The sequence below is a fragment of the Roseibium sp. genome (assembly GCF_965229775.1).
In the GTDB taxonomy this organism is placed as follows: Bacteria; Pseudomonadota; Alphaproteobacteria; order Rhizobiales; family Stappiaceae; genus Roseibium.
The window spans coordinates 5,141,885-5,168,199 of the sequence record NZ_OZ245929.1 but is presented as its reverse complement, the minus strand read 5'-3'; the positions used below and the strand labels follow the sequence as shown (position 1 = coordinate 5,168,199).

Sequence of the window (26,315 nt, the reverse complement as noted above, 5' to 3'; positions counted from 1 at the left end):
CTGTTCGGTGTGGGGTGCAAGGATTTGCTGTGCGCGCCTGTGCACAATCCACCGAGTTTCGGCGGGTCGGCTTGACGTCGGGAGCAGGCCTGCTAGTTCAGAAGGATGACGTTAAATCTGGTGAAATTATGTGTGGGGGCGGACAGCGCGGAGTCTCTGCAGGCGTGGGTCGACTACCGCGTCGAGCAGGCCAGGCTCGCCGGGCGGGAGGAAGTGACCACGCATACCACGCGGATGGTTCCGACCCGCAGAGATGATCTGCTTGACGGCGGATCGCTTTATTGGGTCATCAAGGGCAAGATCCAGGTCCGTCAGCACCTCGTCGACATCCGCCCCTTCACCGATGAAGGCGGCATCAAACGGTGCGACCTGGTGCTTGAGCCGCGGTTGATCCTGACGCGCTACCAGCCCAGAAGACCGTTCCAGGGGTGGCGTTATCTGAAGCCGGAAGATGCGCCCGAGGACATGCGCTCTGCCGGCGATACGCGCGCGATCCCGGACGCAATGCGGCGCGACCTCGTTGAGCTGTGTCTGCTCTAGGTCATACCCTTGCGAAGTCGGATAAACTTGCCAAGAAGCGCTCGCATGCCCACTTTCTTGGAGAGCGAGCGAGGCAGGGAACAGGCAGGATGGCAAAATCCAAAGACGGTATGGTGGAAACACCTCTCAGGCAGGGCTCGCAAAGCCCGTCCACCGTTGATGATGTTTCCGCTTTTCTGGAAAAAGCGAAGACAATCAAGCCCCAGCCGGGGAGCGGCGGGCGCTTGATTTTTGCCCTGGACGCCACGATGAGCCGGCAACCGACCTGGGACAGGGCCTGTCACATCCAGGCGGAAATGTTCCAGGAAGCGGGCAAGATCGGCGGGCTGAAAATCAAGCTTGTCTATTTCCGCGGCTTTGGCGAATGCAGGGCATCGAGATGGTTCGAGCGCAGCGATGAGCTTGCGCGTGCGATGAGCCGGATCTCCGTACAGGGCGGGCGCACACAGATCGGCAAGGTCCTCTCCGCCGCGCTCCAGTCCGCCGCCGACGAGAAAATCGCAGCGGTTGTCTATGTCGGCGACTGCATGGAGGAAGACGTGGACATGCTCTGCGACAAGGCCGGTCAGCTCGGCTTGCTCGGCGTGCCCATGTTCTTGTTCCAGGAAGGACGCGACGCCGTCGCCGAGCAGGCCTTCCGCGAAATGGCGCGTCTGACGAAAGGCGCGTATTGCCCGTTCGACGCCGGTTCTGCGCAGCAGCTTGCCGAGCTCTTGAAAGCGGTCGCGGTTTTTGCAACAGGTGGGCACAAGGCGCTTCAGGCGCTTGAAAAGAAAGGCGGGCAGGGCGCCCGTCTGCTGTTGCAGCAAATCAAGCCTGGCTGATGTTCTATTTTCTCTTTGGATTGATCCTGCTTGCGGCCGTCGTTTTCGGCGCTCGCAGCTTTGTTCAGGCGAACCCGGCGGACCTTGCCCGCAAGGTGCGCACCTTCGGCGGCGTTGCGTTGCTGCTGCTCGGGGCTGTTTTTCTCGTGACCGGGAGGTTCATGTTCGCCATCCCGACGATCGGATTCGGCCTGTCACTGCTCGGACTGGCGGGGCTTGGCGGATTGACCGGAACATACAAGCCCAACAAATCGTCCGGTCAACGATCGCGGGTGAGGACGGCGATGATCGAGATGGAGCTGGATCATGATACCGGTGAGATGACCGGTGTTGTTCTGGCCGGCAGCCTTCAGGGCCGCAATCTCGACGACCTGACGGAAGAACAGCTTCATGCCTTCTGGCAAGAATGTCTGCAGGACGACCAGAGCCTGAAATTAATCGAAGCTTATCTCGACCGCCGGCTTTCCGGATGGCGTGAACACTTCGAGTCGGATGGAACAGAGGGGCAGGGAAGCCCGGCGAGCTCTGGCCCCATGACAGATGAGGAGGCCTACGAGATCCTGGGGCTTTCTCCCGATGCCGGGGACGCGGAAATTCGAGCCGCGCACCGCAGGCTTATGTTGCGCGTTCATCCCGACAAGGGAGGATCCGGTTTCCTCGCGGCGAAAATCAACGAGGCTAAAGACACGCTTCTCAGAAGACATTGAGGACATCCGTTACGCTGTTACTGATAGATGGCGAAGCAGGCGAATTTTGCCTTTTTGAGGGTTCTGCAGGCCCGGCGGGCTGCAGTCTTGTTTTCGAAGCCGACGAACCGTGCCCGGTAGAGGGTTGTCCCGTTGGCATCGACGGGTTCGGTGTAAGGCGAGCGCCCGCGTAGCGCCGCACCGGTTCTGGCCTTTGCCTTCTTCAGAAGAGCGACGGCCTGGTTCTCCGTTTCCGAGGCAGCGATCTGAACCTGCCAGCCCGGCTCAATGTCCGGCCTGTCGCTCGTGGCCACGGTCACGCTGTCTCCACGCGTTTCCGGCTCGATCTGCGGAGCTGCCGTCGCCGAAGCGATTGCAATCGCCTGAGGTGCTTCGACGGCTTCAGGCGCCGGGACAGTTTCGATCCGCACCGTTTCAACGGTGATCGTCTTGGCGGGCACCGGGCTGGTGTCGCGTGCCGGTGCGCTGCCTGCCGTCTTTGCCGCTGCGCCTCTCGCCGCCGCCAGCAAGGCCTTGTTGCCGGTCGAGTTCGTCGTCAGGTCAAGCCCGGGGCTCTCACGCGGGATCGGCGGCAAAGCGGTCGCAACCGCAAAGGTTTCGTCAAAGCGCTGCTTGACCAGCTTCGGCGGGACCGGGACGGCTTCACCGAAGCCCGGGATTGTCTTGGGTGCGGTGTCCGCAACGGTTTTCGTCACCGCCGGAGCGCCGGACGGGGCGGGAACCGGAACAGCTGGTTTCTGCGTTCCGGCATTGAAGGCCAGAACCATCGGTGCACCGGTTGCAGGCGCCTGCCGGCTGCCCGGTTTGGCCTTTGGCAGCGGCGGCGACTTGAGGGCCGAGGCGACAAAGGTCGGAGCTGCCCCGCCCTTGGCGATCGCCGGGACAGTCTTCTTGCCGCGACTGGCCTTGGAGAGGTAGCGGCCGATCAGCTTGGTCATCTGCGCGTTCCTGGAAGCGCCTGAGCGTCCGCCCATGACAACGGCCACAATCTGTCGTCCGTTGCGGTTGACCGATGTCACGAGATTGAAACCCGATGCGCGGATGTAGCCTGTCTTGATACCGTCCACACCCTTGACGCTGCCGAGCAGTTTGTTGTGGTTGCCGTAAGTCCGGCCGCCATACTTGTAGGAACGGGTCTTGAAGTAGCCGTAGTACTGAGGAAAGTGCTCCTGGATCGCACGCCCCAGGGTCGCCATATCGCGAGCTGTCGTGCGTTGTCCGGAGTTGGGAAGACCGTGCGGGTTGCGGAACGTCGTCTTCTTCATTCCGAGCGCGCGCGCTGTCCGCGTCATGCGCTCCGCGAATTTTTTCTCAGAACCGCCGATGTTCTCGGCAACCACGGTCGCAACATCGTTTGCCGACTTGGTCACGAGCGCGAGGATGGCATCCTTCACCTTGATCGTCTTGCCGGGTTTCAGGCCGAGTTTGGATGGCGGCCTGCCTGCCGCGTATTTCGATACCTTCAGCCTCGAGTTCAGGGATAGCCGTCCCGCCTCAAGCTCTTCGAAAACGACATAGAGCGTCATGATTTTGGTGAGGGAGGCCGGGTAGCGATACGCGTCGGCCGACGACGCGTAAAGGGTCTTGCCCGTTTTGGCATCAACGACGATTCCCGCATATTTCGGGTTGGCATTCGCCGTCGCCGGCAATGCAAGCACCAACGTGCTGAGAGCGAGAATTTTGCCGATCCGAGCCATCGACCGAACAATGCGAAAAGAACGCATACCTAACACTGTTACAATCCCAATCCGGGTCACATATTTCAGTCTGGAGAATTGCTGGCTGAATCTTCCTCCCTGCGATCCAGCGCGATGCTCCGTGATGTCCGGTTTATTTGATGGAATCACGGTTACGAATGTGTAAATGAATTGCAGAAAAACCACTGTGTTTAGTAGTTTTTCGTTAGAGTTAATGCTTCGTTAAATTCAATTTTATTTGTTAATTTCCAATTAATTTGAAATGTTGCTTAATACTATTTTCTCCTTGGTAGTAAAAATAGAAAATTAATTGTTAAGCTGCGGGTCATCCGGCTATGATGATTAGCACTCGGTCGTGCACTATTCAAACTCCTTGCGGGATTTTCTTCAAGTCATGAATTCTAGTATTCCGCTCGACGTGCAATCGGCAATTGAGTCTCGGTGATGCGATTCCCTTTATGGGATAGGAGGGATTAAATTCTCGTAAGAGTTGTTGTTGCAATGCAAAATAATCTTGACAGTTATTGTGCAGTGCATTACGAACCCTTTCCTATAGGTAACGCGATATGCGCACCGGACGTCAAATCAAGCCACGCCAAAAGGCTTCTGGATCCGGTCCGCTGGATGAGGTCAGTGAAATGATGAACAACTTTGATGACTTGCAGAAGTTGAGCAAAGACAACATGGACATGGCCATGGAATCCTTCGGTTCCATGAGCAAAGGTTTCCAGGCGATTGCGGCTGAAGTTGCCGACTACCAGAAGAAATCCTTCGAAGAAGGCACTGCTGCTGTCGAGAAACTGGTTGCGTCCAAGTCTCTGGACAAGGCTTTCGAAGCCCAGGCCGATTATGTCAAAACCACCTACGAAGGTTTTGTCGGCGAAATGACAAAGCTCGGTGAAATGGTCACCGACATGTCCAAAGACGCCTACAAGCCTTACGAAGGTGTCCTCGGCAAGATGGCGAAATAAGCCAGCACATATTCCGTATTATCACGGAGTGACATGAGAACCCGGCTGACCGCAGCCGGGTTTTTGTTTTATATGCACAGATTTACCCAATTTTCGAATACCGCGCACAAGTGAAATTCCATTGACACCGAATTGTGTGGCATCCGCATCTTTTATTCGAATTTCAGGCACCTACATTCCTGAATGACGGGGGCGCTCCTGTCCCAAAAGAGGCGTTCACCTAAATCTTGATGAAATCGACCATTGCGCAAGCGCCGCTTGCGCGGCAGGATTATCAACGAAGATCCAACATCCACGGACAGATGCCGTGGGTTCCCGTGGCCTGACAGCGCGCCATTCGGCGTCTGTCACGAGAAATGATTACTGGTAAATGCCGGAATGAGTGAGGCGATAGATACGGCTATGTCATCGGGCTCCGATCGTGACAACGACGGCGGCGACACCGGAACGGTTGTCGTTACCAGGACAAAAACAGTCACCAAGCGGCCCAATCTCTATCGCGTGCTGCTCTTGAATGACGACTATACTCCCATGGAGTTTGTCATCCACGTTGTGGAAAGCTTCTTCCAGAAGAACCGGGAGGAAGCGACCCGCATCATGTTGCATGTTCATCACCACGGTGTCGGGGAATGCGGTGTGTTTTCCTACGAAGTCGCCGAAACCAAGGTGACCCAGGTGATGGACTTCGCGCGCAAGCATCAGCATCCTCTGCAATGCGTCATGGAAAAAAAGTGAGGACCAATCTACGTGCCTTCCTTCTCACGCAGTCTTGAAAAAGCTCTTCATCAGGCTCTTGCTTTCGCAAATGAACGGCAGCAGGAATACGCAACGCTTGAGCACCTGCTTCTTGCCTTGCTTGATGACCAGGACGCGGCGGCCGTCATGCGGGCCTGCAACGTCGATCTGGACACGATCCGCCGGAACCTTCTCGAATATATCGAGACGGAGCTGGACAATCTCGTCACCGACAGCGACGAAGATTCAAAGCCGACGGCTGGCTTCCAGCGGGTGATCCAGCGCGCGGTCATCCACGTTCAGTCCTCCGGACGTGAAGAAGTGACGGGCGCCAACGTGCTTGTTGCGATCTTCGCCGAACGCGAGAGCCATGCGGCCTATTTCCTTCAGGACCAGGACATGACCCGTTACGACGCGGTCAATTACATTTCCCACGGAATCGCGAAACGCCCGGGCATGTCGGAAGCGCGCCCGGTCGACGGTGCCGAGGAGGAAGATATCCTGCCGGGCTCCGAAGGGGAGAAGAAGTCCAGCCAGAAAACCGATGCGCTTGAAGCCTATTGCGTCAACCTGAATGACAAGGCGACCAGCGGGAAGATCGATCCGCTGATCGGGCGCGACAGCGAAATTCAGCGCACCATCCAGATCCTGTGCCGCCGGTCGAAAAACAATCCCCTTTTTGTCGGCGACCCCGGAGTCGGCAAGACGGCGATCGCCGAAGGGCTCGCGCACCGGATCGTCAACGAGGACGTGCCGGACGTGCTCATGGACGCGACCATCTTCTCGCTCGACATGGGTGCGCTGCTCGCCGGAACACGCTACCGCGGTGACTTCGAGGAGCGTTTGAAGCAGGTCGTCAAGGAGATTGAGGATTTCCCGGGCGCCGTGATGTTCATTGACGAGATCCATACGGTGATCGGCGCAGGTGCGACATCGGGCGGTGCAATGGACGCCTCGAACCTGTTGAAGCCCGCACTCGCGTCCGGCGCGATCCGCTGCATCGGCTCGACCACCTACAAGGAATACCGGCAGTTCTTCGAAAAGGACCGGGCGCTGGTGCGCCGGTTCCAGAAGATCGACGTGAACGAGCCGACGATTCCGGACGCGATCGATATCCTGAAAGGCCTGAAGCCTTATTTCGAGGACTTCCACAAGGTCCGCTACACCAACGACGCCATCAAGACGGCCGTGGAACTGTCGGCGAAGTACATCTCGGACCGCAAATTGCCCGACAAGGCGATCGACGTACTCGACGAGACAGGGGCGTCACAGATGCTCGTGCCCGAGGCGCGCCGGCGCAAGACAATCGGCGTCAAGGAAATCGAGAACACGATTGCCACGATGGCACGTATCCCGCCAAAATCCGTTTCCAAGGATGACGCGGAAGTTCTGGAGAATCTCGGCAAGGACCTGAAGCGCGTCGTCTATGGCCAGGATTCGGCCATCGAAACGCTTGCCTCCGCGATCAAGCTTGCCCGTGCAGGTTTGCGCGAACCGGACAAGCCGATCGGCAGCTACCTGTTCTCCGGACCGACCGGTGTCGGCAAGACGGAAGTTGCCCGGCAACTGGCCTCTTCGCTTGGTGTGGAGCTTATCCGCTTCGACATGTCGGAATACATGGAGCGGCACACGGTGTCGCGCCTGATCGGTGCGCCTCCCGGATATGTCGGCTTCGACCAGGGCGGCCTGCTGACCGACGGTGTCGACCAGCATCCGCATTGCGTGCTCCTGCTCGACGAGATCGAGAAGGCACATCCGGACCTGTTCAACATCCTGTTGCAGGTCATGGACCACGGCAAGCTGACCGATCACAACGGCAAACAGGTCGACTTCCGCAATGTCATCCTGATCATGACGACGAATGCCGGTGCTTCGGACATGGCGAAGATGCCCGTCGGCTTCAATCGCATCAAGCGCGAAGGCGACGACACGGAAGCGATCAACAAGCTGTTCACGCCCGAGTTCCGGAACCGTCTCGATGCGATCATTCCGTTCGGCAACCTGCCGATGGAAGTGGTCTACAAGGTTGTCGAGAAATTCGTCATGCAGCTGGAAGTGCAGCTCGCGGACCGGAACGTGACCTTCGAGCTGACCGACGATGCCGTCAAATGGCTGGCGACAAAAGGCTACGACAACCAGATGGGCGCAAGGCCACTCGGGCGGATCATCCAGGAGCACATCAAGCGGCCGCTTGCTGACGAGGTTCTGTTCGGCAAGCTCAAGAAGGGCGGCATGGTCAAGGTGTCCGTCTCCGAGGACAGCAACGGCCTGTTGCTCGAGAGCGTCGAGGAGCGGGCAACTCCGCCCAAACCGAAAGCCAAGACGGAAGCCAAGCCCAAGCCGAAACGCCGCCGCAAGCCGGCCGCGAAAGCGACGGCAGCGAAGCAGTCAAAGTCGTCCGGCGGCGGCAAGGGCGGGTCTTCCAAGAAGAGCCTCGTACCCAAGGTGCCGCTGGCGGATTGACCGGCGACTGAAACAGATTGAAGCCCCGGACCTCGTCCGGGGCTTTTTTTGAATTGCTCGAAAGCCCTTCCCGCCAGACATCAATTCCATTCGACAATTTTGTTTGTGACCCCGCTCGCCAACTCCTAGGTTCTGGTCAGGAATTAAGGATTACCTGATCAGGATATGAATTGCGGCAATCGTCACGAAGCCCATGAAGTTGGCTAAGAGTTTGTCGTAGCGAGTGGCGACGCGTCTGAAGTGTTTGAGCTTATTGAACAAACGCTCTATGGCGTTCCGTTCTTTATAGATTGTCCAGTCACAAGCATGGGGCCGCAGGCGATTGTGGCGTGGCGGAATGACGGGTGTTGCTCCCAAATCAAGAATAGCGTCGTGGAAATGCTCCGCATCGTATGCCCGATCCGCGATAACATAGCCGGGTTTGTAGCCCTTGATCAGCTCAGCCCCGAACAGAACCTCGCCCCGGTGTCCTGGACTGGAGACAAAGCGCAAGGGCAGCCCTAAACTGTCACATACGCCGTGCAGCTTGGTTGTCAGCCCTCCCTTGGAGCGCCCGATACCCTGGGCTTCAGAGCCCCTTTTTTGCGACTTGCGCCGCTGGCGTGTTGATGAACCCGGACAACGGTGGCATCGACACTGAGCCATTCAAAGTCCGCGTCCTCATTCAACGCTTTGAAGATGTTTTGAAAAACGCCTCTTGAAATCCAGTCGTAGTAGCGTTGCTTGACCGTGCCGTAACGGCCATAGCGCTCAGGCAGATAACGCCACTTGGCTCCCGAGCGTGCGATCCACAAGACTGCGTTCAGAAAACGCCGGTTATCCGTTCGTGGACCGCGTTTGCCTCGGCACCCTCCAGGCATCAACGGTGCAAGACGAGCCCATTGAGCGTCCGTCAGTTCATCCTCGTAACGCGTCTCAGACATGACTGATCTCCAAAAATCAGTCTTGAATCTGATTTGCTGCCAAAAGGGAATCCCTATTCGTTAAATCCTGACCAGAACCTAGAGCGTTTTCCGACTAATTTGGTTCATTTGATGAGGATATCCGGTTCATTCGGCCAGGCGGGTTACGAAGCGCTATGCGGTGCATCGTGCAAGTGGCACAACGCAGCCGAGGGGCTGGATATCCTCACCCGTTGTGGAACGCATTCAAGCGACAAGCATTAAGATTGGCCGGGCCCTTTTTCGCTCTGGCATCGTTGGTCCGCCCTTGTGGTGGGCAACACCGCGGCGGGCGAACCGTCTCGCCAGCGCGAAAAAGGGCCTCGGTCAAATGATCCAAATTGGTCGGAAAATGCTCTAGTTTGTGGGCAACAAAAGGAGTCGGACATGACCGAGAAAAAAGTTGCCCTTGTCACCGCCGGCGGTTCCGGAATGGGCGCGGACGCTGCGCGCCGTCTTGCCGCCGACGGTTTCAATGTCGCGATCCTGTCGTCATCCGGGAAGGGAGAAGCTCTCGCGGAGGAGCTTGGCGGTTTCGGGTTTACCGGGTCAAACCTTGAACCCGAAAACTTGAAGTTGTTTGTTGAAAAATCTGTCGAAGAATATGGCCGAATTGATGTTCTTGTGAATTCCGCAGGACATGGTCCGAAGGGTGATATCCTGGAGATTTCCGACGAGGACTGGCACAAGGGGATGGATTACTACCTGATGAATGTGATCCGCCCAAGCCGCCTGGTCGCGCCGATCATGGCGGAACAGGGCGGCGGAACGATCCTCAACATCTCGACCTTCGCCGTGTTCGAACCCGATCCCATGTTCCCGACATCCGGCGTGTTCCGGGCGGGTCTTGCAAGCTTTACCAAGCTCTTTTCCGACAAGTTCGCCGCGCGGAACGTGCGGATGAACAACATCCTTCCCGGTTTCATCGACAGTCTTCAGGAAAAGGACGACCGGCGCGCGCGCATCCCGATGGGCCGCTATGGCCGATCCGGCGAGGTCTCCGGACTGATTTCCTATCTCGCCAGCGACGCGGCCGCCTACATCACAGGTCAGAACATCCGTATTGATGGCGGGCTTACGCGGTCGGTGTGACGCAGCCGGCTGGCGTCAGTAAAGATTGCCCAATGCGCGCGGCCGGACAGGGCGTTTGCCCTGGGCATAGTCGAGTTGCGCGCGCAGCCACAGAAGTGCCGCGCAAAACAAAGCATTGATCAAGACATTTCCCGCCACCTTGGAACCCTCTGATTGCCACTTCTCAGCTTCAATCCAATGTGGTGATTTTGGCAAAATGCGGGCAGGGGTTGTGGGGCGGTGCCGCCATCGTTGACAAAGGATAAACGCCCTCCGGCGCTGCGGAATTCTCGCGTGTGATTGGCGGCGGTCTGGACTCGTTGTGTGGAAAAATGTAAGGCTGCCTTATTATCTTTGAGTCTCGAGTGCCCCTCCCATGACCGTTCCTGAAGGAACTGCGCAAACGCCCCCGCCTGAGCTTCCGGCGCGAACCGGGAGAGAATGGTTCTTTCTGGGCATGCGTGCGTCGATTTCGATACCGGCGCTGATCCTGACGGCGGCCTTTGTCGGATTTGCCGGACTGGCGCGCGAGAACGGCCTGTCGCTTGGCGAAACGCTGGCCATGACCGGCCTCATCTGGGCCTTGCCTTCCATTGTGGTTCTCACCGGCGCCCTCACGTCCGGCATGGGGCTGGTGCCGGCGGCCATTGCCGTTGCCCTGGCTTCCGTCCGTCTGATGCCGATGACCATGGCGCTGATGCCGATGGTCAAGGTGCCAGGGAAGACCAGAACCTGGCACCTGTTGATCGCCTCGCATTTCGTGGCGGTCACGGCCTGGGTGTTCGCCATGCGCACCTTGCCGGAGCTGCCGCGCGCGGCGCGTCTGCCGTATTTTTCCGGGTTCGGGTCCGGCGTCACGAGTTTTGTTTTCTGCATGACAGGCATTGCGTACATGGCCGTGGAACGGTTGCCGGATGTTGTCGCCGGTGCGCTGGTCCTGGTGACGCCGGTCTATTTCCTGTGCTCGCTGTGGGGGGCTGCGCGTCTCAATGTCGACAAGGCGGCGATGGTGGTCGGGCTCGTTCTGGGACCGGTTGTCTATCTGTATCTGCCGGGCCTTGACCTGTTGTGGACCGGGCTGATCGGCGGGACAGCGGCCTTTTTCGGCATGAAGATCTTCCGGAAGGGGCTGTCATGACCGAGACCCTTGCGAACGAAGCCTGGTGGTGGCCCTATGTGATGATCCTGGTGGCCGGATGGTTTGCGACGGATGTCTGGCGCTGGATCGGGGTGTTTGCCAGTGGGCGGCTCCGCGAAGACAGCGAATTGCTGATCTGGGTGCGCTGTGTCGCAACAGCACTTGTCGCGGGTCTGATCTCCAAATTGATCCTGTTTCCGCAGGGCGTCCTGAGCGAAACGCCGATTTGGCTGCGCGTTGCCGCATCCAGCGCCGGATTTGCGGCGTTCTTCGCGTCGCGGCAGAAGGTCATTGTCGGCGTTCTTGCCGCGGAGGTGTTCCTGATCGGTGGCTGGTGGCTGGTTGATCATGTAGGCTAGAGAGTACGGAAAGAACCGGGACCAGGAGCGTGACATGGCACAGCAAGTGGAACTCTTTTATGCCCCGCAGACCCGCGCGACGGGTGTGCGTGTCCTGCTCGAAGAACTGGGCGCGCCCTACATCCTCAATGTCCTGAACTTCAAGCTGGGAGAAAACAGGAAACCCGGCTTCCTGTCGATCAACCCGGCCGGAAAAGTCCCCGCGGTGCGGTACGGCGACACGGTGGTGACCGAACAGGTCGCCATCTACGTTTATCTTGCGGACCTTTTTCCGGAAAAAGGGCTGACGCCCGCGGTCGACGATCCGCTTCGCGGGCCGTATCTGCGCTGGTTCGTCTACATGGCGTCCTGCTTCGAGCCGGCGCTGGTGGATCGTGCGCTGAAGCGGGAAGAGCCGCCGCAATCGATGTCGCCATACGGGAGTTTCGACACGGTAATGGAAAACATGCGCGAGCAACTGTCGAAAGGGCCCCATGTCCTAGGCGACAGACTGACCGCGCTGGATGTTCTCTGGGCGATGGGGCTTCGATGGGGCATGGTGTTCGGCATCGTGCCGGAGTTCGGCGAGTTCAAGGACTATACGGCCAGATTCTTCGAGCGGCCGGCCGCCGTGAAGGTACTGCAGGAGGACCAGAACCTGGCCAGAGAACAGGAAGAGGCGGCCAAGGCAGCCGGCGTTTCCTAGGGTCATGATTCCTGAACGGCTTAGAACCCTCCCACATTCCCCTTCGTAATTTCAACCACACATGGCATACTGGTTGCTTTGAAACTAGGGGGGATCTTTTTCTTATGACAAATCTTGAAATTCTTGAGACCTGGTTCCGGCGCGTTTGGAGCGAAGAGGATGAAACGGCCATTGAAGAAATGTTCGTTCCGGACGGTCGGGCTGTTGGTCTGGGAGCCCAGACCAGAGACGGCGATGACGGGTTTACTGAACACGAAATGCTTGGCCCGGAAGAGTTCAAGGTCTTTCAAAGGGCTCTGCTCAACCTTGTGAAGGACGTCAAGATCGACATCAAGCGCAGTATCGCCTCCGGCGAGTGGCTTTGCGCGCTGTGTGAGTTTCAGGGCACCTCGCGCAAGTCAGGCGAGCGCGTGAGAATGACGGGCACGGTCTATGGGCGTTTTTCGAACGATCAGATCATCGATGCCTTCAATCATTTTGATTTCCTGAGCCTGTTTCAGCAGCTTGGCTCGCTGGATAAGGGAACGTTCGAACGTTGCCTCAATTGCCCGGATTAGCGGCGCGGCGCAGCCGGGCCGGGGTGCGTCAATGCTCCATGAGCCCGGCTCCAGCATTTCGGAATTATCTGAATTTAAATGTTGCGAGGAAATATCCATGACAACCGAAGAAGTCGTTCGCACGGCGATCGAGTGCTACAACCGCGGAGATGCCGAAACCGTCTCCTCGTTTCTGCACGATGACATCCGCTATCGCATCCACGCCGATGTGGAAACCGGTCCCTATTGCGCCGATTGCACCGGCAAGAACGCTTTCTGGAATACAATCGGGCAGATACAGGCGGACTGGCAGATCGATGAATACCGTCTGACGGACATCATCGTTTCAGGCAATCGCGCGGCAACGCAGATCAGTGTGAAGATGACGAGCCGCCACACCGGCGTCTCCCGTGAAACGGAGTTGGCGCTGTTCTTCACCGTGAAAGACGACCGTGTTGTGGAACTGCACGAGTACCACGACACCGCGGCGGCAGCCCGGGCAAGATGACCAGTTTCCTTGAGGTTGGAAGTAAGTGAAGATGCAACCTCGTGAACGTGGATAGGGTACACGGAGAAACGCTCACGAGGTTGCGAAGCGATTTTGGGGATCGCTAATTAACGTTACGGTACATTTATTAATAAACCACTTAAATTTAACATATCAATCAAGCGAGGGAGCCTTCAGCGGCTCGACGCTCAAGATCCATTTTTTCAGAACATATGGCAGGATGGCCTGCGCCGTATGTGATGGATATTCGTCGACCGGACTGCAGTCCAGCCACTTGCCGTCGTCCTCGATCCGTCCGGTCTCGAGACAGGAAAAATAGAGCTCGCACCACGCACCGTAGGAGGTGCGCAGGATCAGGTCCTCAGGAACGTTTAGCTCCAGCGTGACATAGTCGGATCGCGAAAGCTCGTGATCGGACAGGAGCATCGTCGCGAGCAGGCCGAGTTCGCCGGGGTCTGCCTCGAACGCCCAGACAGGCGGCGTCAGGCCGTCCGACAGGCCGATCTCGCACATGTGTCTGCCGACAAATTCATACGCAATTCTGTGCCTGCCGGCGATACCGGTTCCTTCCCAGGTCGGCCGGTAGCATCCATCGGCGTCAAAAAGGTCCAGAACCGGCGTTCGCTGAAAGGTGAACAGCCGGATCGTTTTGCCGGACCGCGTCACGCTCAGGCGAGGGCCGCCCGGATCTTCTCCGCATTGGCGGCAAGAATGTCGTTGTCGGCCATCTCGCCGGTATGCGGTCTGAGCGAAACACCGTCAAAGCGCGGGATGATGTGGACATGGGTATGAAAGACGACCTGTCCGCCGGCGGGTTCCGAGAACTGCTGGATGGTCGTGCCATCCGCGCCGAAGGCCTCGATGACCGTGCGCGCCATCTTCTGGACCGTTGCCATGACCGCGTTCAGGTCGTCCGGTTCGATATCCAGGATATTGCGCGATGCGGCCTTGGGAATGACCAGGATATGTCCGTCGCCGCGCGGCATGATGTCCATGATCACGAGGGTCTTTTCGTCCTCATAGATCTTGTGGCTCGGAAGTTCGCCCCGCAGGATCTTGGCAAACACGTTCTGGTCGTCATAGGCGGGGGTGGTCATTCGGGACAAATCCTCACTTGAAATCAATCGAACGGTGCCGGCCACCGCTGGTGGAGATTAGGGTACGGGCTCATAAATGAAGCCGATTTGGCAGCAGAAATGGCAAGATCTCGCGAGGAAGCGTGCGCAGAGCGGGCTTTATGCCCGGTCAAGTGCGGTGACGCTGCGAGGTTAAGCCATTTTGCCATCCTTTGGATTTGGCCGTTTCGGTCATCTGCATCGTCACGAAAGGCTTGAAAATGCACCACATTTCCTGCGCCACCGCTCCTTGCAGCTGGTCAAAACGATCCGAACCAAATTGACTTCCTTTATGAGGCCGTACCCTAGTCTCAGATCCCTTGGCGGGGCAAGAGCCGTGTGTCCCGGCTGTTCCCGGGACACACTGGCTGGTTGCATCGGCGCCGGTCAGGCGGCGTCGGGGACGGTTCCTTCACCGGTGACCAGTTTCGTGACACCGCTAAAGTCGATCTTGCCCGTGCCGAGCAGGGGAACCGCATCGACCGTGCGAACCTCCGCCGGGATCATCAGATCCTGCGCACCGCGCGCCTTTGCGACCTTGAGGAAATCGTCCCTTGTGGCGTCGGGGCAGTCGGTGATCAGAACCAGCTTCTCGCCCTTGCGCGGATCCTTCACCGCGGCAACGGCTGAAAGATTGTCGGGCCAGACCTGGGCGGCGACCGCCTCGACGGCTGCCAGCGAGACCATTTCGCCGCCGATCTTGGCGAAGCGTTTTGCCCGCCCCTTGATGGTGATGTAGCCTTCCTCGTCAATGGCGACGATGTCGCCCGTGTCATGCCAGCCGTCGGCAAGCGGCTGGATTTCGCCGGGCTTGTCCGCCTTCAGATAACCGACCATGACGTTCGGGCCGGAAACAAGCAGCCGTCCGCCGTCCTCGACACCCGGTACGGGCTCCAGGCGTGCCTGCATGCCGGGCATGAGTTTGCCGACGGTGCCCGGCTTGCTGAACATCGGCGTGTTCAGGGCAATGACCGGTGCGGTTTCGGTGACGCCGTAGCCTTCCAGAACGCGGACGCCAAAGCGGTCCATGTAGATCTGACGGGTGGACTGCTTTACCGGCTCCGCGCCTGCAAAGCAGTAGCGCAGGGAGCGGAAGTCATAGGCATGGGCCACGCGCGCATAGCCGTTCAGGAACGTGTCCGTGCCGAACAGGATCGTTGCATTGGAGCTGTAGATCAGCTCCGGAATGATCCGGTAGTGCAGGGGAGACGGATAGAGGAAAGTCGGTACACCGGAGACGAGCGGCAGGATCGTGCCGGCTGTCAGACCGAAGGAATGGAACATCGGCAGCACGTTGAACACCTTGTCGGAGGCGGAAAAGTCGATCCGCGAAGCCGCCTGGTTTGCGTTGGCCAGAATGTTCCGGTGTGTCAGCACCACGCCCTTCGGCGTTCCTTCGGACCCGGAGGTGAACAGGATGACGGCCGTGTCGCTGCTGCTCCGCTCAACCAGGGGACGGTTGCGGGTCAGCGCACCCCGCAGCTTTTCGAACAGCCCGATCTCCTTGCGCAATTCGTCCAGCCAGATGAGCTTCACGTGCGGTGCCAGCTTTTCGGTCAGATCCTCCAGTTTCGCCTGGCGGACGAAGGTGCGCGACGTCAGCACGGTCCTGACATTGGCCGTGCGGCAGGCCGACAGCACGCTTTCCGGACCGGCGGTGAAGTTCAGCATTGCCGGTACCTTGCCAGCGGACATGGTGGCCAGAACGGTGACTGCCGAACCGTTGGCGTTGGGCAGCATGATGCCGACCGTCTCTTCACCTTTGGTGTGCGCCATGATCTTGCGGCCGAGGACGGACACCCCGGTCAGCAGCTTGCCGTAGCTCAACGGACCCGTCAGCGGATCTTCCAGAGCGGTTTGCGAGCCGCCGCGTTCCTTTGCGGTGGCAATCACCTGATCCACAATGGTCTTGTCTGCTGCAAGGCTGGTTTCGAACATCAACTCTGACATGATCTGATAGAGGGAGCTGCCTGCAGCGGCACGGCGTTTGCGCCCCTTCAGGTCTTCCGGCAATTCCAGACGTTTGGGTTCCATGATGGTCACCTTTACTTTGGGAAACAAGCGTTTGCGGATCTGGTTCGGGTTGAGATAGGAAAAGGGCGTCTTTTCAAGGCCGTCGATGCGGATCGGAACGATCATCGCACCGGTCTTGTCGGCGACCATGGCGGCGCCGTCATAGACCTTCATCAGCGATCCGGTGACGGTCAGGCGGCCTTCGGGAAAGATCACCATGGGTTCCCCGGACTTCACCACCTTGATCAGCGACCGTGTGGCAAGCGGTTTGGCCGGGTTGATCGGCAGGGCGTTTGCCAAGGTCAGGAACGGGCGTACCCACCAGCGCTGCGCGATGTTGTAATCGATGGCGAAGGTCGGGCTGCGATCCGTCAGCGTCAGCGCGAGGCCCGCGTCCAGATAGGACACGTGGTTGAGCGCCAGAATGGGGGCGTCGCCCGCCTTCTCGAGGTTTTCAAGTCCCTTGATATCGACGCGAAAGATGGCGCGATAGAGAATGGAAATCGCGTCACGCATCGGGTTGGTGGGCAGAGCTTTCAGCATGGCCACGGCGGCCACTGCGTTCAGACCGCTGAGCATTGCCATGATTGCGGAGACCGAGACACCGGCCCTCTGGGCTGCCGCCAACACGATTCCTCCCAGCGCCATGAGGGCTGCGCCGAGGGCATTGGAGCCGGCAATGCGGCGCGCACGGGTCTCCGGTTTCGCCCAGGTCTGCAGGGCCGTGAAGGTCGGGACCACCAGAAGGGCGCCGGAGATTGCCAGACCCGCCATGTCGACCGTCAGCCGCAGGGTGCCCTCGCGGCCCAGAAGTTCAAGCAGGCCTGCCGCGGGCGCAGCTTCAGGCAGCGACGAGAGGGTCCACGCAATGTCAGCGCTGAACAGGGCGATCAGCAAGGTGCCGACCGGAGCGGGCAGCAGCACCACGCGGCCGGCGGACAGCCATGCGGCAAGCGCGGAGCCGATACCGATGGAAACGGCAAAGACAGTCAGGAAATAGGTGACGGCGTTTTCGTCGCCGCCCAGGACGTCCTTGACGATCAAAGGCAGCATGGCGAGGACGATCGAACCGACCAGCCAGAACCAGGCATTCATCAGGGCCACCTTGAACAGCTGCCTGTTGCCGGCCAGGTCGCCGAGGATGCGCCAGGTGGAGGTGAATAGGTTCCAATCCACCTTCAGATCGGGGGACGCCGCGGCCGAGCGCGGGATCTGCCGGCTCATGCCGTAGCAGGCGAAAGCAAGGACAAGCATGGCAGGTGCGAAGATCAGCGACGGGGCGCCGGCGGCGAACACTAGTCCTGCGGAAATCGTCCCGGTGAGAATGGCCAGGAAAGTCCCGGCTTCGATCCAGGCGTTTGCGCGCGGCAGTTCATCAGTCTCCAGATGTTCCGGCAGCAGCCCGTATTTGACCGGACTGAAGAGCGCGGACATGGCTCCGAAGAGAAACAGGGCGGCGAAGAGGACGGTCAACGAAGCCGTCAGCATGCCGACAACGGCGATGCCCGCGCCGGCAATTTCGATGGCCTTCGTCCGACGGGCCAGAATGGACTTGTCGTATTTGTCGGCCAGTTCGCCGCCAAGGGCCGACAGGAACAGGAAGGGTGCGATGAAAATCGCGCCGGCCAGGGCAATCAGAGCGCCGGCGTTGCCGGTGTCACCGCCCGTTGCAACGACCTGAAACAACACCAGGAATACCATCGTGTTCTTCAGGAAGTTGTCGTTGAACGCGGACAGGAACTGGGTCCAGAAGAGCGGGGCGAACCGCTTAGACGTGATCAGGGGTGTGCGCATGTCTGTTGTTCTCTCCGGTGGCGGGGGCGGCCGGTCCGGCCGCCCGCATTGGCTTTCAGGGGCAGTCCTGATCCGGCCTGCTGATGTCCATCAGCAGTTTCTCGGTTTTGGCGTCTTCGAGCCTGTTGTGCAGCTTCTCCGCTTCGTCCCGGTCCCGGAGGGTCTTGGTCAGGGTCACGGTCGTGTGCACCAGCATGAGGGAGGCCATGGCGTAGAACCCCTTGGCGGAAAAGCTGGCCTCCAGATTGTAGATACCGAGCGCCATCATGATGGCCGCGACGCTGAAGCTGACGGCCGTGAAAATCATCCAGTTGCTGGATTGTCTGATCTGCGTGTCCTGCATGGTGTGTCCTTTCTCAGTGCTGGTTTTGAATCATCAGGGGCATGTCGGATTTCAGCCGGGCGAGGACGTCCTCGGCCTGGGTTCTGACCGGCGCGCCGCAACCTGCATCCGCGAGCTTTTCGATCAGGGCGCCCGGTTTCTCCGCAGGGCAAAGCTCGGCGAATTCCCGGTCCGCAAGCTGGTTGCGCTCCTGGTGTTCGGAGATCTCTTCCAGCTGTTCCTCGGCGCGGCTGAGCGCCGATTGTCCTGCGCCGGTGCCAAGGGAATGCGCCTTGTGAATTTGCTCGCGGACTTCGGCGGTGCGTTCGCCGCGCTTCAGTGCCCGCAATCTGGCCTGCGTCCGGTGCAAATGGTCGGTCAGGGACAGAAGGTCCTGGTCGAAGGAATTGATCGATGCTTCAAGCGCGGCCTTTTCGTCTTCCTGTACGGCAATGGCTTCCGCGGCTTCCCGCGCAAGCTGTTCGGCGCCTTTCAGAAGGGCGTTGCGTGCGCGGTTTTCCAGATCTTCAATCGCACCGTTCAATTGTCTCAGACGCTTGCGGTCCATTGCCTGTTCGGCCTTCGCCTTGGCAAGGGCTGCCTGGGCAGTGCGAACGGTGAAGGCCGCGCTGCGAATACTGGCATCAAGGTCCTGCAGGGATCTGCCGTCACGCGGCGTGAAGCCGGTGCCGGCAAACAGGGCCTTCAATTGGCTGATTAGCGGTTCGAGCATGGTGTCTCCTAAAAAATGAACACTGTTCATTATTTGACAAAACCATACGAGTCAGGGTAGGTCAAGAAAAAAATGAACTGAGTTCACTTTTAAGCGAAGGACGTGGTTAATGGCGGGCATTCAAAAGGCTAAGAGCGAGGAAACGCAGCGGCGGGTTCTGGAAGCTGCGGTCAAGGCCGTCGAGGCAGGGGGACTGGAGGCGGTGCAGATCCGCAAGATTGCGGCGGATGCGGGGTACTCGGTCGGCTCGGTCTACAAGCACTACGAGGACCAGGACGCTCTGGTAACCGCTGTCGATACGGTCACCCTGGCGCGGATCAAGGCGGCGATGGCAGCAGCCGTGGAGGGGGTCTCAGATCCGCTTGAGCAGTTGAAGGCGCTGGCGCGCGCCTATCTGGCCTTTGCGCAGGAGCATCGCAACCTGTGGCGCACGCTGTTTGCGCTCAAGATGGCGGAAGGTGTTCCGACCCCGGAAATCCATGTTCAGGAACTCGTCGATCTTCTTGCCTTCATTGCCAGACCCCTGCAGCAGCTGGAAGCCGGTCTCAACGATGACGCACTCGCCGCGCGCACCCGGACCTGTTTCGCGGCCCTTCACGGCCTCGTTGCGATCAGTCTCGAGGACCGGTTTGTCGGCCTCACGGAAGACACGCTCGACAAGGAGATGATGTTTCTTGTCGAACGGCTGGCAGGCCGAAGCTGATTGCTCAGGTCCCGCAAAATGTGCGATAGGGGCCGAGTTCTGCCGGCGCCGGGCCGGCATAGGCACTCAGTCCGTCGCGCTCGGCAAATGGATCGGCGAGCACGCCCAGCAGCTTATGGACCGGGTCAAAATCTCCGGCCTCCGCCGAGACGAGCGCTTCTTCAACCTTGTGGTTGCGGGGGATGTAGACCGGATTCACGCTGTTCATCCGCTTCCTTGTGTCTGCGGGGTTGCCCGCTTCAACATCAAGTCTTTGCTGCCAGCGGGAAAGCCAGGCTTCCAAGCCGTTCTCTTCCGGGAACAGGCCAAGGACTTTTTGGGTATCACCGGCGGCGGCATCAGACAGCTTGCGGAAAAACCGGGTGTAGTCGATCCGGTGTTCCTGCATTTGCGCCAACAGCGCGTCTGCCAGATCCTGATCGCCTTCGGCCTCGGTACGCAGGCCGAGCTTGGCGCGCATTCCGTTCAGCCACGCCCTTTTGAAGAGGTCCGGAAAACGGCCGAGTTCTTCGCTGACCCGTTCGACGGCCTTGTCGAGATCGTCCGGATCGATCAGGGCGAGCAGGGCCTCGGCGAGACGCGCAAGGTTCCATTGCGCGATCACCGGCTGCCGGCCAAAGGCGTAGCGCCCGCCATGGTCGATCGAACTGAACACGGCCGCTGGGTCGTAGGCATCGATGAAGGCACAGGGGCCGTAGTCGATCGTCTCTCCGGAGATCGTCGTGTTGTCCGTGTTCATGACGCCATGAACGAAGCCGATCAGGACCCAGCGCGCGATCAGGTCGGCCTGGCGCTGCATCACACCGGAAAAGAGTTTCAGGTAGCGGTCGTCCGTTCCCGCCAGGTCCGGATCGTGCCGGGCGATGGCATAATCGGCAAGCTGGCGCACCTTGTCGGTCTCGCCGCGGGCCGCGAAGAACTGAAACGTGCCGACGCGCAGGTGACTGCTGGCAACGCGCGTCAGGACGGCTCCCGGCTTCGGGCCTTCCCGGTAGATCGTTTCTCCGGTTGTCACGGCGGCAAGCGCCCGGGTCGTCGGAATGCCGAGCGCGTGCATGGCCTCGCCGATGATGTATTCGCGCAGCACCGGGCCGACGACCGCCTTACCGTCGCCGCCGCGCGAAAACGGGGTCGGACCGGACCCCTTCAGCTGGATGTCGCGCCGGTTGCCGTCTCGGTCAATGACCTCGCCGAGCAGGAGGGCCCGTCCATCGCCGAGCTGGGGTGAAAATCCGCCGAACTGGTGACCTGCATAAACCTGGGCAAGCGGGGACGCACCTTCCGGGCTTTCGATGCCCGCAAAGATTCTTGCGCCGTAGGGCGTGTCGAGGGATTTCGCATCGAGCCCGAGCTCCTGTGCGAGTTCAATGTTGAACAGCGCTATCTGAGGCTCCGGGACCTTCGCGCCTTCCCAGGCGACATAAAACCCCTCAAGATCGCGGGCGTAGGTGTTGTCGAATTGAAAGAGCGGCGGATTGGCATTCATCACGAAGGTCCGGATTGTGGGCGGCGCGGTGCGCACCGGTTGGACCTTTATATAGGCAAACCGATCTCGTTTCCGAGACCGGTCTGTCGATCCGCGTGCTGGAGCCGTGTTTCTATTGCACGAGACTGGCAACGTTCTCCCGGATCTTTGCCAGGATCTCGGGATTGTCTGAATATTGCGCACTTGCCCTTGCCATTGCGTCCGCGGCCTTTCCGGTTTCTCCCAGGTGGGAATAGGAGCGCACGAGCATCACCCAACCATCCGGATTGTCGGGATTGTCCTCCAGCTTGGCCGCAAGACCGGCGACCATGCCCTCGATCATCCGGGCTTGATCTTCGGCGGACATCTCCTGGGCTGCCGCGATGTCGTCCTGGCTGGGGCCGTTGGTGGTCCTGGTGCCTGGAACCAGATCCAGACCCAGGTCAGCTGCAGTCGCATCGAGTTTCGACAGGATGAAGGGGGCAGCGGCAAAGCGGTCTCTGGCGGCTTCAAGAGCGGCTTTGGCTTTCTGCGTATCGCCGAGCGCAGCCCGGATCTGGGCGAGTTCCTGCCACCCTTTGTAATCCGAGGGATCATCCTCCAGCTGTTTGTCCAGGGCGGTTGCCCGGCGCAGAAGCGCGAACTGGTCGGCGTCCGTCTGTTTTCCGGCCGCCTTGTTGAGCTCCGCACGGCTGGCGTCCGGCAGATACTCCGAAACATCGCGTTCGGTAAAGCGGGCCATGTTGACGATGTCACGCCTCACGAGCGGCATCCAGGGGGCATTGGGATCGGATTCGGCGGCGAGCGCTGCCCAGTCCTGAAGTGCACCGTCAAAGTCCTGCGCCTGTGCCTTGGCGAGCGCCAGATAGTAGCGCGCACGCGGATCGCCCGTTTCGGCGCGGATCTGCTGAAACAGGATCCTTGCTGCCTGTGGCACCTTGTTGCCGTTCGCAAGCGTCATGGCCTCGGCATAGGCGGACAGGACACCCGGATCATTTCCGGAAAGCTCCGCGGCCCGGCGGTAGGCATCGGCGGCGGAGGCATTGTCGCCGGTCGCCGCGTAGCTTCTTGCCAGCAGCCACCAGTCTTCGAAGGAGTCCGGATGTTTCTGCACCGTTTCGACGAGGAGCTCGATCCGGCTGCCGATATCTCCGGCTTGCGCCTTTTGCACAAGTGCCTCCGTTTTGCGGGCAGCCAGCGGGCGGTCCTCGGCTCCTGCCGTGCCGAGCCAGGCATAACCTGATGCAGAGCCGGCAATGAGCGCGGCAACGACGACACCTGCTGTCAGGGGGGATCTGCGGGTGACCGACATGCCGCCCACCGAATGGCGCGCTGCTTTCAGCGCCCGGGCCTCGATCTCGCGCTGGGCGGCATCGGATTCCTGTCTCGAAATCAGACCGGACTCCAGGTCGCGCCGGATTTCGTCGGCCTGATCCCGATAGATGGAGAGCGCTGCGTCGGTTTCATCGCGCTCTATCTCCGTTTTTCGCAGGAAGGGATAGGCCAGCCAAGCAGCGCACAGAAAAAGAGCAGTTGAAGAGAGTATCCAGAACATGGTCATGGCCGTCCTTCCTGCAGAAGTTTGCGCGCGGCTTCGCGCTCGTTTTCAGTCAAGGAAACGTCCGGGCGGCCCGTGCCGCGCGACTTCAGGTAAAGCAGCATCGCGCCGAGTCCGAACAGCAGGGCCAGGATGGGCGCCGCCCAGAGAATGCCGTTGCCGATTGAAAATCTAGGCTGTAACAGCACGTAGTCGCCGTAGCGGTCGGCGATGTAGGAGAGGATTTCGGCATCCGAATCGCCCTCGGTCATGCGCGTTCTGACCAGAACACGCAGATCCTTGGCGAGGCCCGAGTTGGAATCGAAAATCGACTGGTTCTGGCAGACGAGGCATCGCAGCTGGCGTCCGACATCCCGCGCACGTGCTTCCCTGACCGGATCGGCAAACATCTCGTCACCGTCAACCGCCAGGGCCGGACCGGACAGCATTGCGAGTATGGCCAGGATCGACAGCAATCCGGCAAGGAATGACCCGAACAGAGCGCGCATCACTACCTCCTATTCCGCCGGTTGGGGGTGCAGGGACGCCTTGCGCGAGGGTGTTGGAACCCCAAGGCGCAGCCGCCGGTCGGCGAGGGAAACAAGACCGGATATCGAAATCAGGAACGCTCCCAGCCACATCCAGGGAACCCCGGGATTGTAGTAGAAGCGGGTCACGAACTGGCCGTTTGCGGCCGGATCGCCCAGCACGGCGTAGAAATCGCCATGCCAGCGCGTTTCAATGCCGGCTTCCGTGGTTGGTTTCTGCTCCACCGGGTACCAGCGGCGTTCCGGATGAAGGGTGGTGACTTCCTGGCCGTTTCTGCTGACCCTAACCGTTGCAACGGAGGTGCGGTAGTTCGGTCCCATGCCGTTTTCGACCCCGGCAAGCGTGTACTGATAGGAGCCGACGTCAACCGGAATGCCCGGTGTCACGGTCTGAATTTCCTCGATGCTCCAGAGTGAAGCGGCGACGACACCGGCAGAGGCGACAGCCAGGCCGAGATGACCCAGGCAAAGGCCCCATGCGGACAGCGGCAGGCCTGCAAGCCGGCGGGGTATGCTGGACCACCTGGCCGTTCCGGCTCCGGCACGCCTGGCAAGATCAAACAGGGTCGCAACACCCAGGAAGATCGCGATGGCAACGCCGAAAACGCTGACCGGGTCGCGCACTCCGAACAGAATGAGCAGCACGATACCGACAAGGGCGGTGACCAGGCTCGTGACCAGGACGTCCTTGCGCAGTCTGCGGACATTGGCGCGCTTCCAGGAGAGGAACGGGCCGATCGCCGCAAGCAGGACGACGCCGGCGAATATCGGCAGGAACGTCCTGTTGAAGTAGGGCGCACCGACCGTGATCTTGTCGCTGGTCGCCACGTCCAGGAAGAGCGGGAACAGCGTGCCCACGAAGACCGTCACCGTGCAGGCGCTCAGGAGGACATTGTTCATGAGCAGCCCGGTTTCGCGCGAAACGGTCGCGAAGGTTCCGCCCTCCCTGATCTCGGAGGCCCGGAGGGCAAACAGCGTGAGTGCGCCACCGATGGCAAGGGCCAGAAGAAACAGGATGAAGACCCCGCGCTCGGGATCGTTGGCGAACGCATGAACCGAGGACAGGATACCCGAACGCACCAGGAAGGTGCCGATCAGGCTGAGGGCGAAGGTCAGGATGGCAAGGAGAATTGTCCAGCTCAAAAGCGCTGCGCGCTTTTCGACGACGATCGCCGAATGCAGCAGGGCGGTTCCGAGCAGCCAGGGCATGAACGATGCGTTTTCGACCGGATCCCAGAACCAGAAACCGCCCCAGCCGAGCTCGTAGTAGGCCCACCAGCTGCCAAGCGCGATGCCCGCTGTCAATCCTGACCAGGCGAGGAGAATCCAGGGCCTCATCCAGCGCGCCCAGCTCGGATCGACCTGACCGCGCACAAGCGCGGCAATCGCGAAGGAGAACGCCGTCGAAAAGCCGACATAGCCGAGATAGAGCAGGGGTGGATGAAAGGCGACACCCGGGTCCTGCAGCAACGGGTTCATGCCCTGACCATCCAGCGGCGGATTGGCAATACGTTCGAACGGATTGGACGTCAGCAGGATAAAGGCCAGAAATCCGACGCCGATCATGGCCTGCACCGCCAGGACGATGGAACGCACGCTGACCGGGATGGCCTTGCCGAAGAAGGCGATCAGCACGCTGAAGAGCGTCAGGATCAGGACCCAGAGCAGCATCGAACCTTCGTGGTTCGCCCAGACGCCTGTCACCTTGTAGAGCATCGGCTTGGCCGAGTGGCTGTTCAGGGCGACGTTCAGCACCGAAAAGTCGGAGACGACATAGGCGTATGTCAGCACGGCAAAGGCTGTTGCCGTTGCCAGAAACTGAATTTCCGCCGCGTGGTCCGCAAAGCGCATGGCCGCTGCATTGTCGGTCCTGACGCCCCAGAGGGGCACAACGGATTGCAAGACCGCCACGATCAGCGCCAGAACGAGACAGAAATGTCCGAATTCGATGATCATGTGAGTGCTCCATCGCGCGCGGGTTGAGGCGCATTGACCGCAGACAGGAAGTTGCTGACGTGGCTCGTCGATGAAAAATCCGGAATGTCGACCGGCAACCGGCGTTCGAGCGCTTTCGGATCGGGAATGGCGATCGCGCTGCGGGACGGAAACTGAACCAGTCTGCTCTTCTTCAGGCGGGAGAAGACACGGCTGATGGTCTCCGTGTTCAGGCCCAGATAGTCGGCAATGTCCTCGCGCGTCATGGGCAGTTCGAAATAGAGCGATTGCCCGACGGGACGGCCGATACGGCTCGCCATGTCGACCAGGAACAGCGTTACGCGTTCGGTGCTGTCGAGCCGTCCAAGGGTGACGAGGTGGGCAGAGCAGGCTTCCAGCCGGTGATGAATGACAGCGAAGAGTTCGGTGATCAGCTGTTGCCCATTCCGGCGAGGACCGCCCGGATATGCAGCGGTCCCAAGGCTTGTCAGGTCTATTTCGCACAGGACGGTTTCGCTCAGGGCCTCGATCCAGGAACCATTCTGGCCGCCGCTGTTCATGCCGCACATGATGTGGCCGTTCGTTTCCAGCCCGAGGATCTGCCGGCGGCCATCAGCGAGCCCGTAGCAGATCGCCGCCATACCATGAAGGATGATCCAGACTTTCCGGCAGGCACCGTCGCCCAGACCGAGCCGGTCTCCGCGCTGCAGAACCTTGTGCCTTTTTTCCAGATTGCCACCCATGACGTGCTGGCAGAGCCTGGATCGGCACATGGCTTCGCTGCATGCCAACTTGCCACCCATAGAGATGTCGTGACTGTTCATATGCGCCCCGCTCGTGAGTGCGGCACGGTCTCTCCCACCGGCCCCTGTCACTCAGCTGGGGGGAAGCGTAGAAAAGCCGGTTCAAACAGGCCATGACCTAGATCATTTCGTGATTGTGAATATTCGCAATTGAAACTTTAAACGCGTAATC

At 59.7% G+C, this 26,315-nt stretch carries 25 protein-coding genes; 13 read left to right on the top strand and 12 right to left on the bottom strand.

Annotated features, from left to right (window positions below):
* The first annotated feature begins 105 nt into the window (after positions 1-105).
* The 3 genes from ACO07N_RS23265 to ACO07N_RS23255 all read left to right on the top strand — a co-directional run bounded on the left by ACO07N_RS23265 (position 106) and on the right by ACO07N_RS23255 (position 2,071).
* Positions 106-540, top strand: a complete 435-nt coding sequence (locus ACO07N_RS23265) for a DUF1489 family protein (RefSeq protein ID WP_421983295.1) — start codon at positions 106-108, stop codon at positions 538-540.
* Positions 541-629: 89 nt separating this feature from the next.
* Entirely contained in the window at positions 630-1,364 is a 735-nt protein-coding gene (locus ACO07N_RS23260) for a VWA domain-containing protein (RefSeq protein WP_421983294.1), read from the top strand.
* Positions 1,364-2,071 carry a DnaJ domain-containing protein gene (locus tag ACO07N_RS23255; protein WP_421983293.1) on the top strand — a complete coding sequence of 236 codons (708 nt, stop codon included), beginning with the start codon at positions 1,364-1,366 and terminating at the stop codon, positions 2,069-2,071. The genes ACO07N_RS23260 and ACO07N_RS23255 overlap by 1 nt, the downstream gene beginning before the upstream one ends.
* Before the next feature lie 17 nt (positions 2,072-2,088).
* Here the strand turns inward: ACO07N_RS23255 and ACO07N_RS23250 are convergent, their stop codons facing one another.
* Complete coding sequence (locus tag ACO07N_RS23250) at positions 2,089-3,768, bottom strand: serine hydrolase (RefSeq protein WP_421983292.1); 1,680 nt, start codon at positions 3,766-3,768, stop codon at positions 2,089-2,091.
* Between the two features lie 638 nt (positions 3,769-4,406).
* Between ACO07N_RS23250 and ACO07N_RS23245 the strand changes: the two genes are divergently transcribed.
* The 3 genes from ACO07N_RS23245 to clpA all read left to right on the top strand — a co-directional run bounded on the left by ACO07N_RS23245 (position 4,407) and on the right by clpA (position 7,937).
* Positions 4,407-4,739, top strand: coding sequence for a phasin family protein (locus tag ACO07N_RS23245; RefSeq protein ID WP_421984483.1), 333 nt, complete (start codon positions 4,407-4,409; stop codon positions 4,737-4,739).
* Between the two features lie 402 nt (positions 4,740-5,141).
* Positions 5,142-5,474 carry an ATP-dependent Clp protease adapter ClpS gene (clpS, locus tag ACO07N_RS23240; RefSeq protein WP_421984482.1) on the top strand — a complete coding sequence of 111 codons (333 nt, stop codon included), beginning with the start codon at positions 5,142-5,144 and terminating at the stop codon, positions 5,472-5,474.
* Positions 5,475-5,486: 12 nt separating this feature from the next.
* Positions 5,487-7,937 (top strand): ATP-dependent Clp protease ATP-binding subunit ClpA, encoded by a 2,451-nt coding sequence (clpA, locus tag ACO07N_RS23235; RefSeq protein WP_421983291.1) that lies wholly within the window; start codon positions 5,487-5,489, stop codon positions 7,935-7,937.
* A 150-nt stretch (positions 7,938-8,087) separates the two neighbouring features.
* Here the strand turns inward: clpA and ACO07N_RS23230 are convergent.
* Positions 8,088-8,860, bottom strand: a protein-coding gene (locus ACO07N_RS23230; protein WP_421980360.1) for an IS5 family transposase whose coding sequence is annotated in 2 segments (ribosomal slippage) — positions 8,088-8,524 and positions 8,524-8,860 — 774 coding nt in all. Because the reading frame shifts where the segments join, the coding sequence is not laid out codon by codon here.
* A 405-nt stretch (positions 8,861-9,265) separates the two neighbouring features.
* Between ACO07N_RS23230 and ACO07N_RS23225 the strand changes: the two genes are divergently transcribed.
* The 6 genes from ACO07N_RS23225 (at position 9,266) to ACO07N_RS23200 (ending at position 13,175) form a co-directional block, all read left to right on the top strand.
* The gene (locus ACO07N_RS23225; protein WP_421983290.1) at positions 9,266-9,970 is read left to right on the top strand and encodes an SDR family oxidoreductase; all 705 of its coding nucleotides are present in this window, start codon (positions 9,266-9,268) and stop codon (positions 9,968-9,970) included.
* A 436-nt stretch (positions 9,971-10,406) separates the two neighbouring features.
* Positions 10,407-11,087 carry an AzlC family ABC transporter permease gene (locus tag ACO07N_RS23220; RefSeq protein ID WP_421983289.1) on the top strand — a complete coding sequence of 227 codons (681 nt, stop codon included), beginning with the start codon at positions 10,407-10,409 and terminating at the stop codon, positions 11,085-11,087.
* Entirely contained in the window at positions 11,084-11,446 is a 363-nt protein-coding gene (locus ACO07N_RS23215) for an AzlD domain-containing protein (protein ID WP_421983288.1), read from the top strand. The genes ACO07N_RS23220 and ACO07N_RS23215 overlap by 4 nt, the downstream gene beginning before the upstream one ends.
* Before the next feature lie 34 nt (positions 11,447-11,480).
* On the top strand, positions 11,481-12,131 hold the full coding sequence (locus tag ACO07N_RS23210; protein ID WP_421983287.1) for a glutathione S-transferase family protein: 651 nt from the start codon (positions 11,481-11,483) through the stop codon (positions 12,129-12,131).
* Positions 12,132-12,235: 104 nt separating this feature from the next.
* A complete protein-coding gene (locus ACO07N_RS23205) occupies positions 12,236-12,688 on the top strand; it encodes an ester cyclase (RefSeq protein WP_421983286.1) in 453 nt (150 codons plus the stop codon).
* Positions 12,689-12,785: 97 nt separating this feature from the next.
* Positions 12,786-13,175: a nuclear transport factor 2 family protein gene (locus ACO07N_RS23200; RefSeq protein WP_421983285.1), complete on the top strand. Its 390-nt coding sequence runs from the start codon at positions 12,786-12,788 to the stop codon at positions 13,173-13,175.
* Between the two features lie 153 nt (positions 13,176-13,328).
* Here the strand turns inward: ACO07N_RS23200 and ACO07N_RS23195 are convergent, their stop codons facing one another.
* The 5 genes from ACO07N_RS23195 to ACO07N_RS23175 form a co-directional block, all read right to left on the bottom strand.
* Positions 13,329-13,841, bottom strand: coding sequence for a hypothetical protein (locus ACO07N_RS23195; protein ID WP_421983284.1), 513 nt, complete (start codon positions 13,839-13,841; stop codon positions 13,329-13,331).
* A gap of 2 nt (positions 13,842-13,843) precedes the next feature.
* A complete protein-coding gene (locus tag ACO07N_RS23190) occupies positions 13,844-14,272 on the bottom strand; it encodes an HIT family protein (protein WP_421983283.1) in 429 nt (142 codons plus the stop codon).
* Positions 14,273-14,677: 405 nt separating this feature from the next.
* A complete protein-coding gene (locus ACO07N_RS23185; protein ID WP_421983282.1) occupies positions 14,678-18,097 on the bottom strand; it encodes an acyl-[ACP]--phospholipid O-acyltransferase in 3,420 nt (1,139 codons plus the stop codon).
* A gap of 55 nt (positions 18,098-18,152) precedes the next feature.
* Positions 18,153-18,440 carry a YiaA/YiaB family inner membrane protein gene (locus tag ACO07N_RS23180; RefSeq protein ID WP_421983281.1) on the bottom strand — a complete coding sequence of 96 codons (288 nt, stop codon included), beginning with the start codon at positions 18,438-18,440 and terminating at the stop codon, positions 18,153-18,155.
* 13 nt (positions 18,441-18,453) lie between these two features.
* Positions 18,454-19,152, bottom strand: a complete 699-nt coding sequence (locus ACO07N_RS23175) for a PspA/IM30 family protein (protein WP_421983280.1) — start codon at positions 19,150-19,152, stop codon at positions 18,454-18,456.
* 109 nt (positions 19,153-19,261) lie between these two features.
* Between ACO07N_RS23175 and ACO07N_RS23170 the strand changes: the two genes are divergently transcribed.
* On the top strand, positions 19,262-19,855 hold the full coding sequence (locus ACO07N_RS23170) for a TetR/AcrR family transcriptional regulator (RefSeq protein ID WP_421983279.1): 594 nt from the start codon (positions 19,262-19,264) through the stop codon (positions 19,853-19,855).
* Between the two features lie 4 nt (positions 19,856-19,859).
* Here ACO07N_RS23170 and ACO07N_RS23165 read toward each other — a convergent pair whose 3' ends face one another.
* The 5 genes from ACO07N_RS23165 to ACO07N_RS23145 all read right to left on the bottom strand — a co-directional run bounded on the left by ACO07N_RS23165 (position 19,860) and on the right by ACO07N_RS23145 (position 26,164).
* Positions 19,860-21,341, bottom strand: coding sequence for a protein adenylyltransferase SelO (locus ACO07N_RS23165; RefSeq protein ID WP_421983278.1), 1,482 nt, complete (start codon positions 21,339-21,341; stop codon positions 19,860-19,862).
* Positions 21,342-21,453: 112 nt separating this feature from the next.
* Entirely contained in the window at positions 21,454-22,881 is a 1,428-nt protein-coding gene (ccmI, locus tag ACO07N_RS23160; protein ID WP_421983277.1) for a c-type cytochrome biogenesis protein CcmI, read from the bottom strand.
* The gene (locus ACO07N_RS23155) at positions 22,878-23,366 is read right to left on the bottom strand and encodes a cytochrome c-type biogenesis protein (RefSeq protein ID WP_421983276.1); all 489 of its coding nucleotides are present in this window, start codon (positions 23,364-23,366) and stop codon (positions 22,878-22,880) included. Before ACO07N_RS23155 ends, ccmI begins: the two co-directional genes overlap by 4 nt.
* A gap of 9 nt (positions 23,367-23,375) precedes the next feature.
* Positions 23,376-25,361, bottom strand: a complete 1,986-nt coding sequence (locus ACO07N_RS23150; RefSeq protein ID WP_421983275.1) for a heme lyase CcmF/NrfE family subunit — start codon at positions 25,359-25,361, stop codon at positions 23,376-23,378.
* Positions 25,358-26,164: a Crp/Fnr family transcriptional regulator gene (locus ACO07N_RS23145; protein WP_421983274.1), complete on the bottom strand. Its 807-nt coding sequence runs from the start codon at positions 26,162-26,164 to the stop codon at positions 25,358-25,360. The genes ACO07N_RS23150 and ACO07N_RS23145 overlap by 4 nt, the downstream gene beginning before the upstream one ends.
* Positions 26,165-26,315 lie beyond the last annotated feature (151 nt).

Excerpts from the sequence above, each read along its gene's own strand:
- ACO07N_RS23255 (WP_421983293.1), top strand. The coding sequence starts at position 1,364 with ATGTTCTATTTTCTCTTTGGATTGATCCTGCTTGCGGCCGTCGTTTTC.
- ACO07N_RS23145 (WP_421983274.1), bottom strand. The coding sequence starts at position 26,164 with ATGAACAGTCACGACATCTCTATGGGTGGCAAGTTGGCATGCAGCGAA.
- ACO07N_RS23185 (WP_421983282.1), bottom strand. The coding sequence starts at position 18,097 with ATGCGCACACCCCTGATCACGTCTAAGCGGTTCGCCCCGCTCTTCTGG.
- ACO07N_RS23245 (WP_421984483.1), top strand. The coding sequence starts at position 4,407 with ATGATGAACAACTTTGATGACTTGCAGAAGTTGAGCAAAGACAACATG.
- ACO07N_RS23250 (WP_421983292.1), bottom strand. The coding sequence starts at position 3,768 with ATGGCTCGGATCGGCAAAATTCTCGCTCTCAGCACGTTGGTGCTTGCA.
- ACO07N_RS23265 (WP_421983295.1), top strand. The coding sequence starts at position 106 with ATGACGTTAAATCTGGTGAAATTATGTGTGGGGGCGGACAGCGCGGAG.
- ACO07N_RS23190 (WP_421983283.1), bottom strand. The coding sequence starts at position 14,272 with ATGACCACCCCCGCCTATGACGACCAGAACGTGTTTGCCAAGATCCTG.
- ACO07N_RS23215 (WP_421983288.1), top strand. The coding sequence starts at position 11,084 with ATGACCGAGACCCTTGCGAACGAAGCCTGGTGGTGGCCCTATGTGATG.
- ACO07N_RS23210 (WP_421983287.1), top strand. The coding sequence starts at position 11,481 with ATGGCACAGCAAGTGGAACTCTTTTATGCCCCGCAGACCCGCGCGACG.
- ACO07N_RS23165 (WP_421983278.1), bottom strand. The coding sequence starts at position 21,341 with ATGAATGCCAATCCGCCGCTCTTTCAATTCGACAACACCTACGCCCGC.
- ACO07N_RS23155 (WP_421983276.1), bottom strand. The coding sequence starts at position 23,366 with ATGCGCGCTCTGTTCGGGTCATTCCTTGCCGGATTGCTGTCGATCCTG.
- ACO07N_RS23260 (WP_421983294.1), top strand. The coding sequence starts at position 630 with ATGGCAAAATCCAAAGACGGTATGGTGGAAACACCTCTCAGGCAGGGC.
- ACO07N_RS23170 (WP_421983279.1), top strand. The coding sequence starts at position 19,262 with ATGGCGGGCATTCAAAAGGCTAAGAGCGAGGAAACGCAGCGGCGGGTT.
- ACO07N_RS23205 (WP_421983286.1), top strand. The coding sequence starts at position 12,236 with ATGACAAATCTTGAAATTCTTGAGACCTGGTTCCGGCGCGTTTGGAGC.
- ACO07N_RS23180 (WP_421983281.1), bottom strand. The coding sequence starts at position 18,440 with ATGCAGGACACGCAGATCAGACAATCCAGCAACTGGATGATTTTCACG.
- ACO07N_RS23150 (WP_421983275.1), bottom strand. The coding sequence starts at position 25,361 with ATGATCATCGAATTCGGACATTTCTGTCTCGTTCTGGCGCTGATCGTG.
- ACO07N_RS23175 (WP_421983280.1), bottom strand. The coding sequence starts at position 19,152 with ATGCTCGAACCGCTAATCAGCCAATTGAAGGCCCTGTTTGCCGGCACC.
- ccmI (WP_421983277.1), bottom strand. The coding sequence starts at position 22,881 with ATGACCATGTTCTGGATACTCTCTTCAACTGCTCTTTTTCTGTGCGCT.
- clpS (WP_421984482.1), top strand. The coding sequence starts at position 5,142 with ATGTCATCGGGCTCCGATCGTGACAACGACGGCGGCGACACCGGAACG.
- ACO07N_RS23225 (WP_421983290.1), top strand. The coding sequence starts at position 9,266 with ATGACCGAGAAAAAAGTTGCCCTTGTCACCGCCGGCGGTTCCGGAATG.
- ACO07N_RS23200 (WP_421983285.1), top strand. The coding sequence starts at position 12,786 with ATGACAACCGAAGAAGTCGTTCGCACGGCGATCGAGTGCTACAACCGC.
- ACO07N_RS23220 (WP_421983289.1), top strand. The coding sequence starts at position 10,407 with ATGCGTGCGTCGATTTCGATACCGGCGCTGATCCTGACGGCGGCCTTT.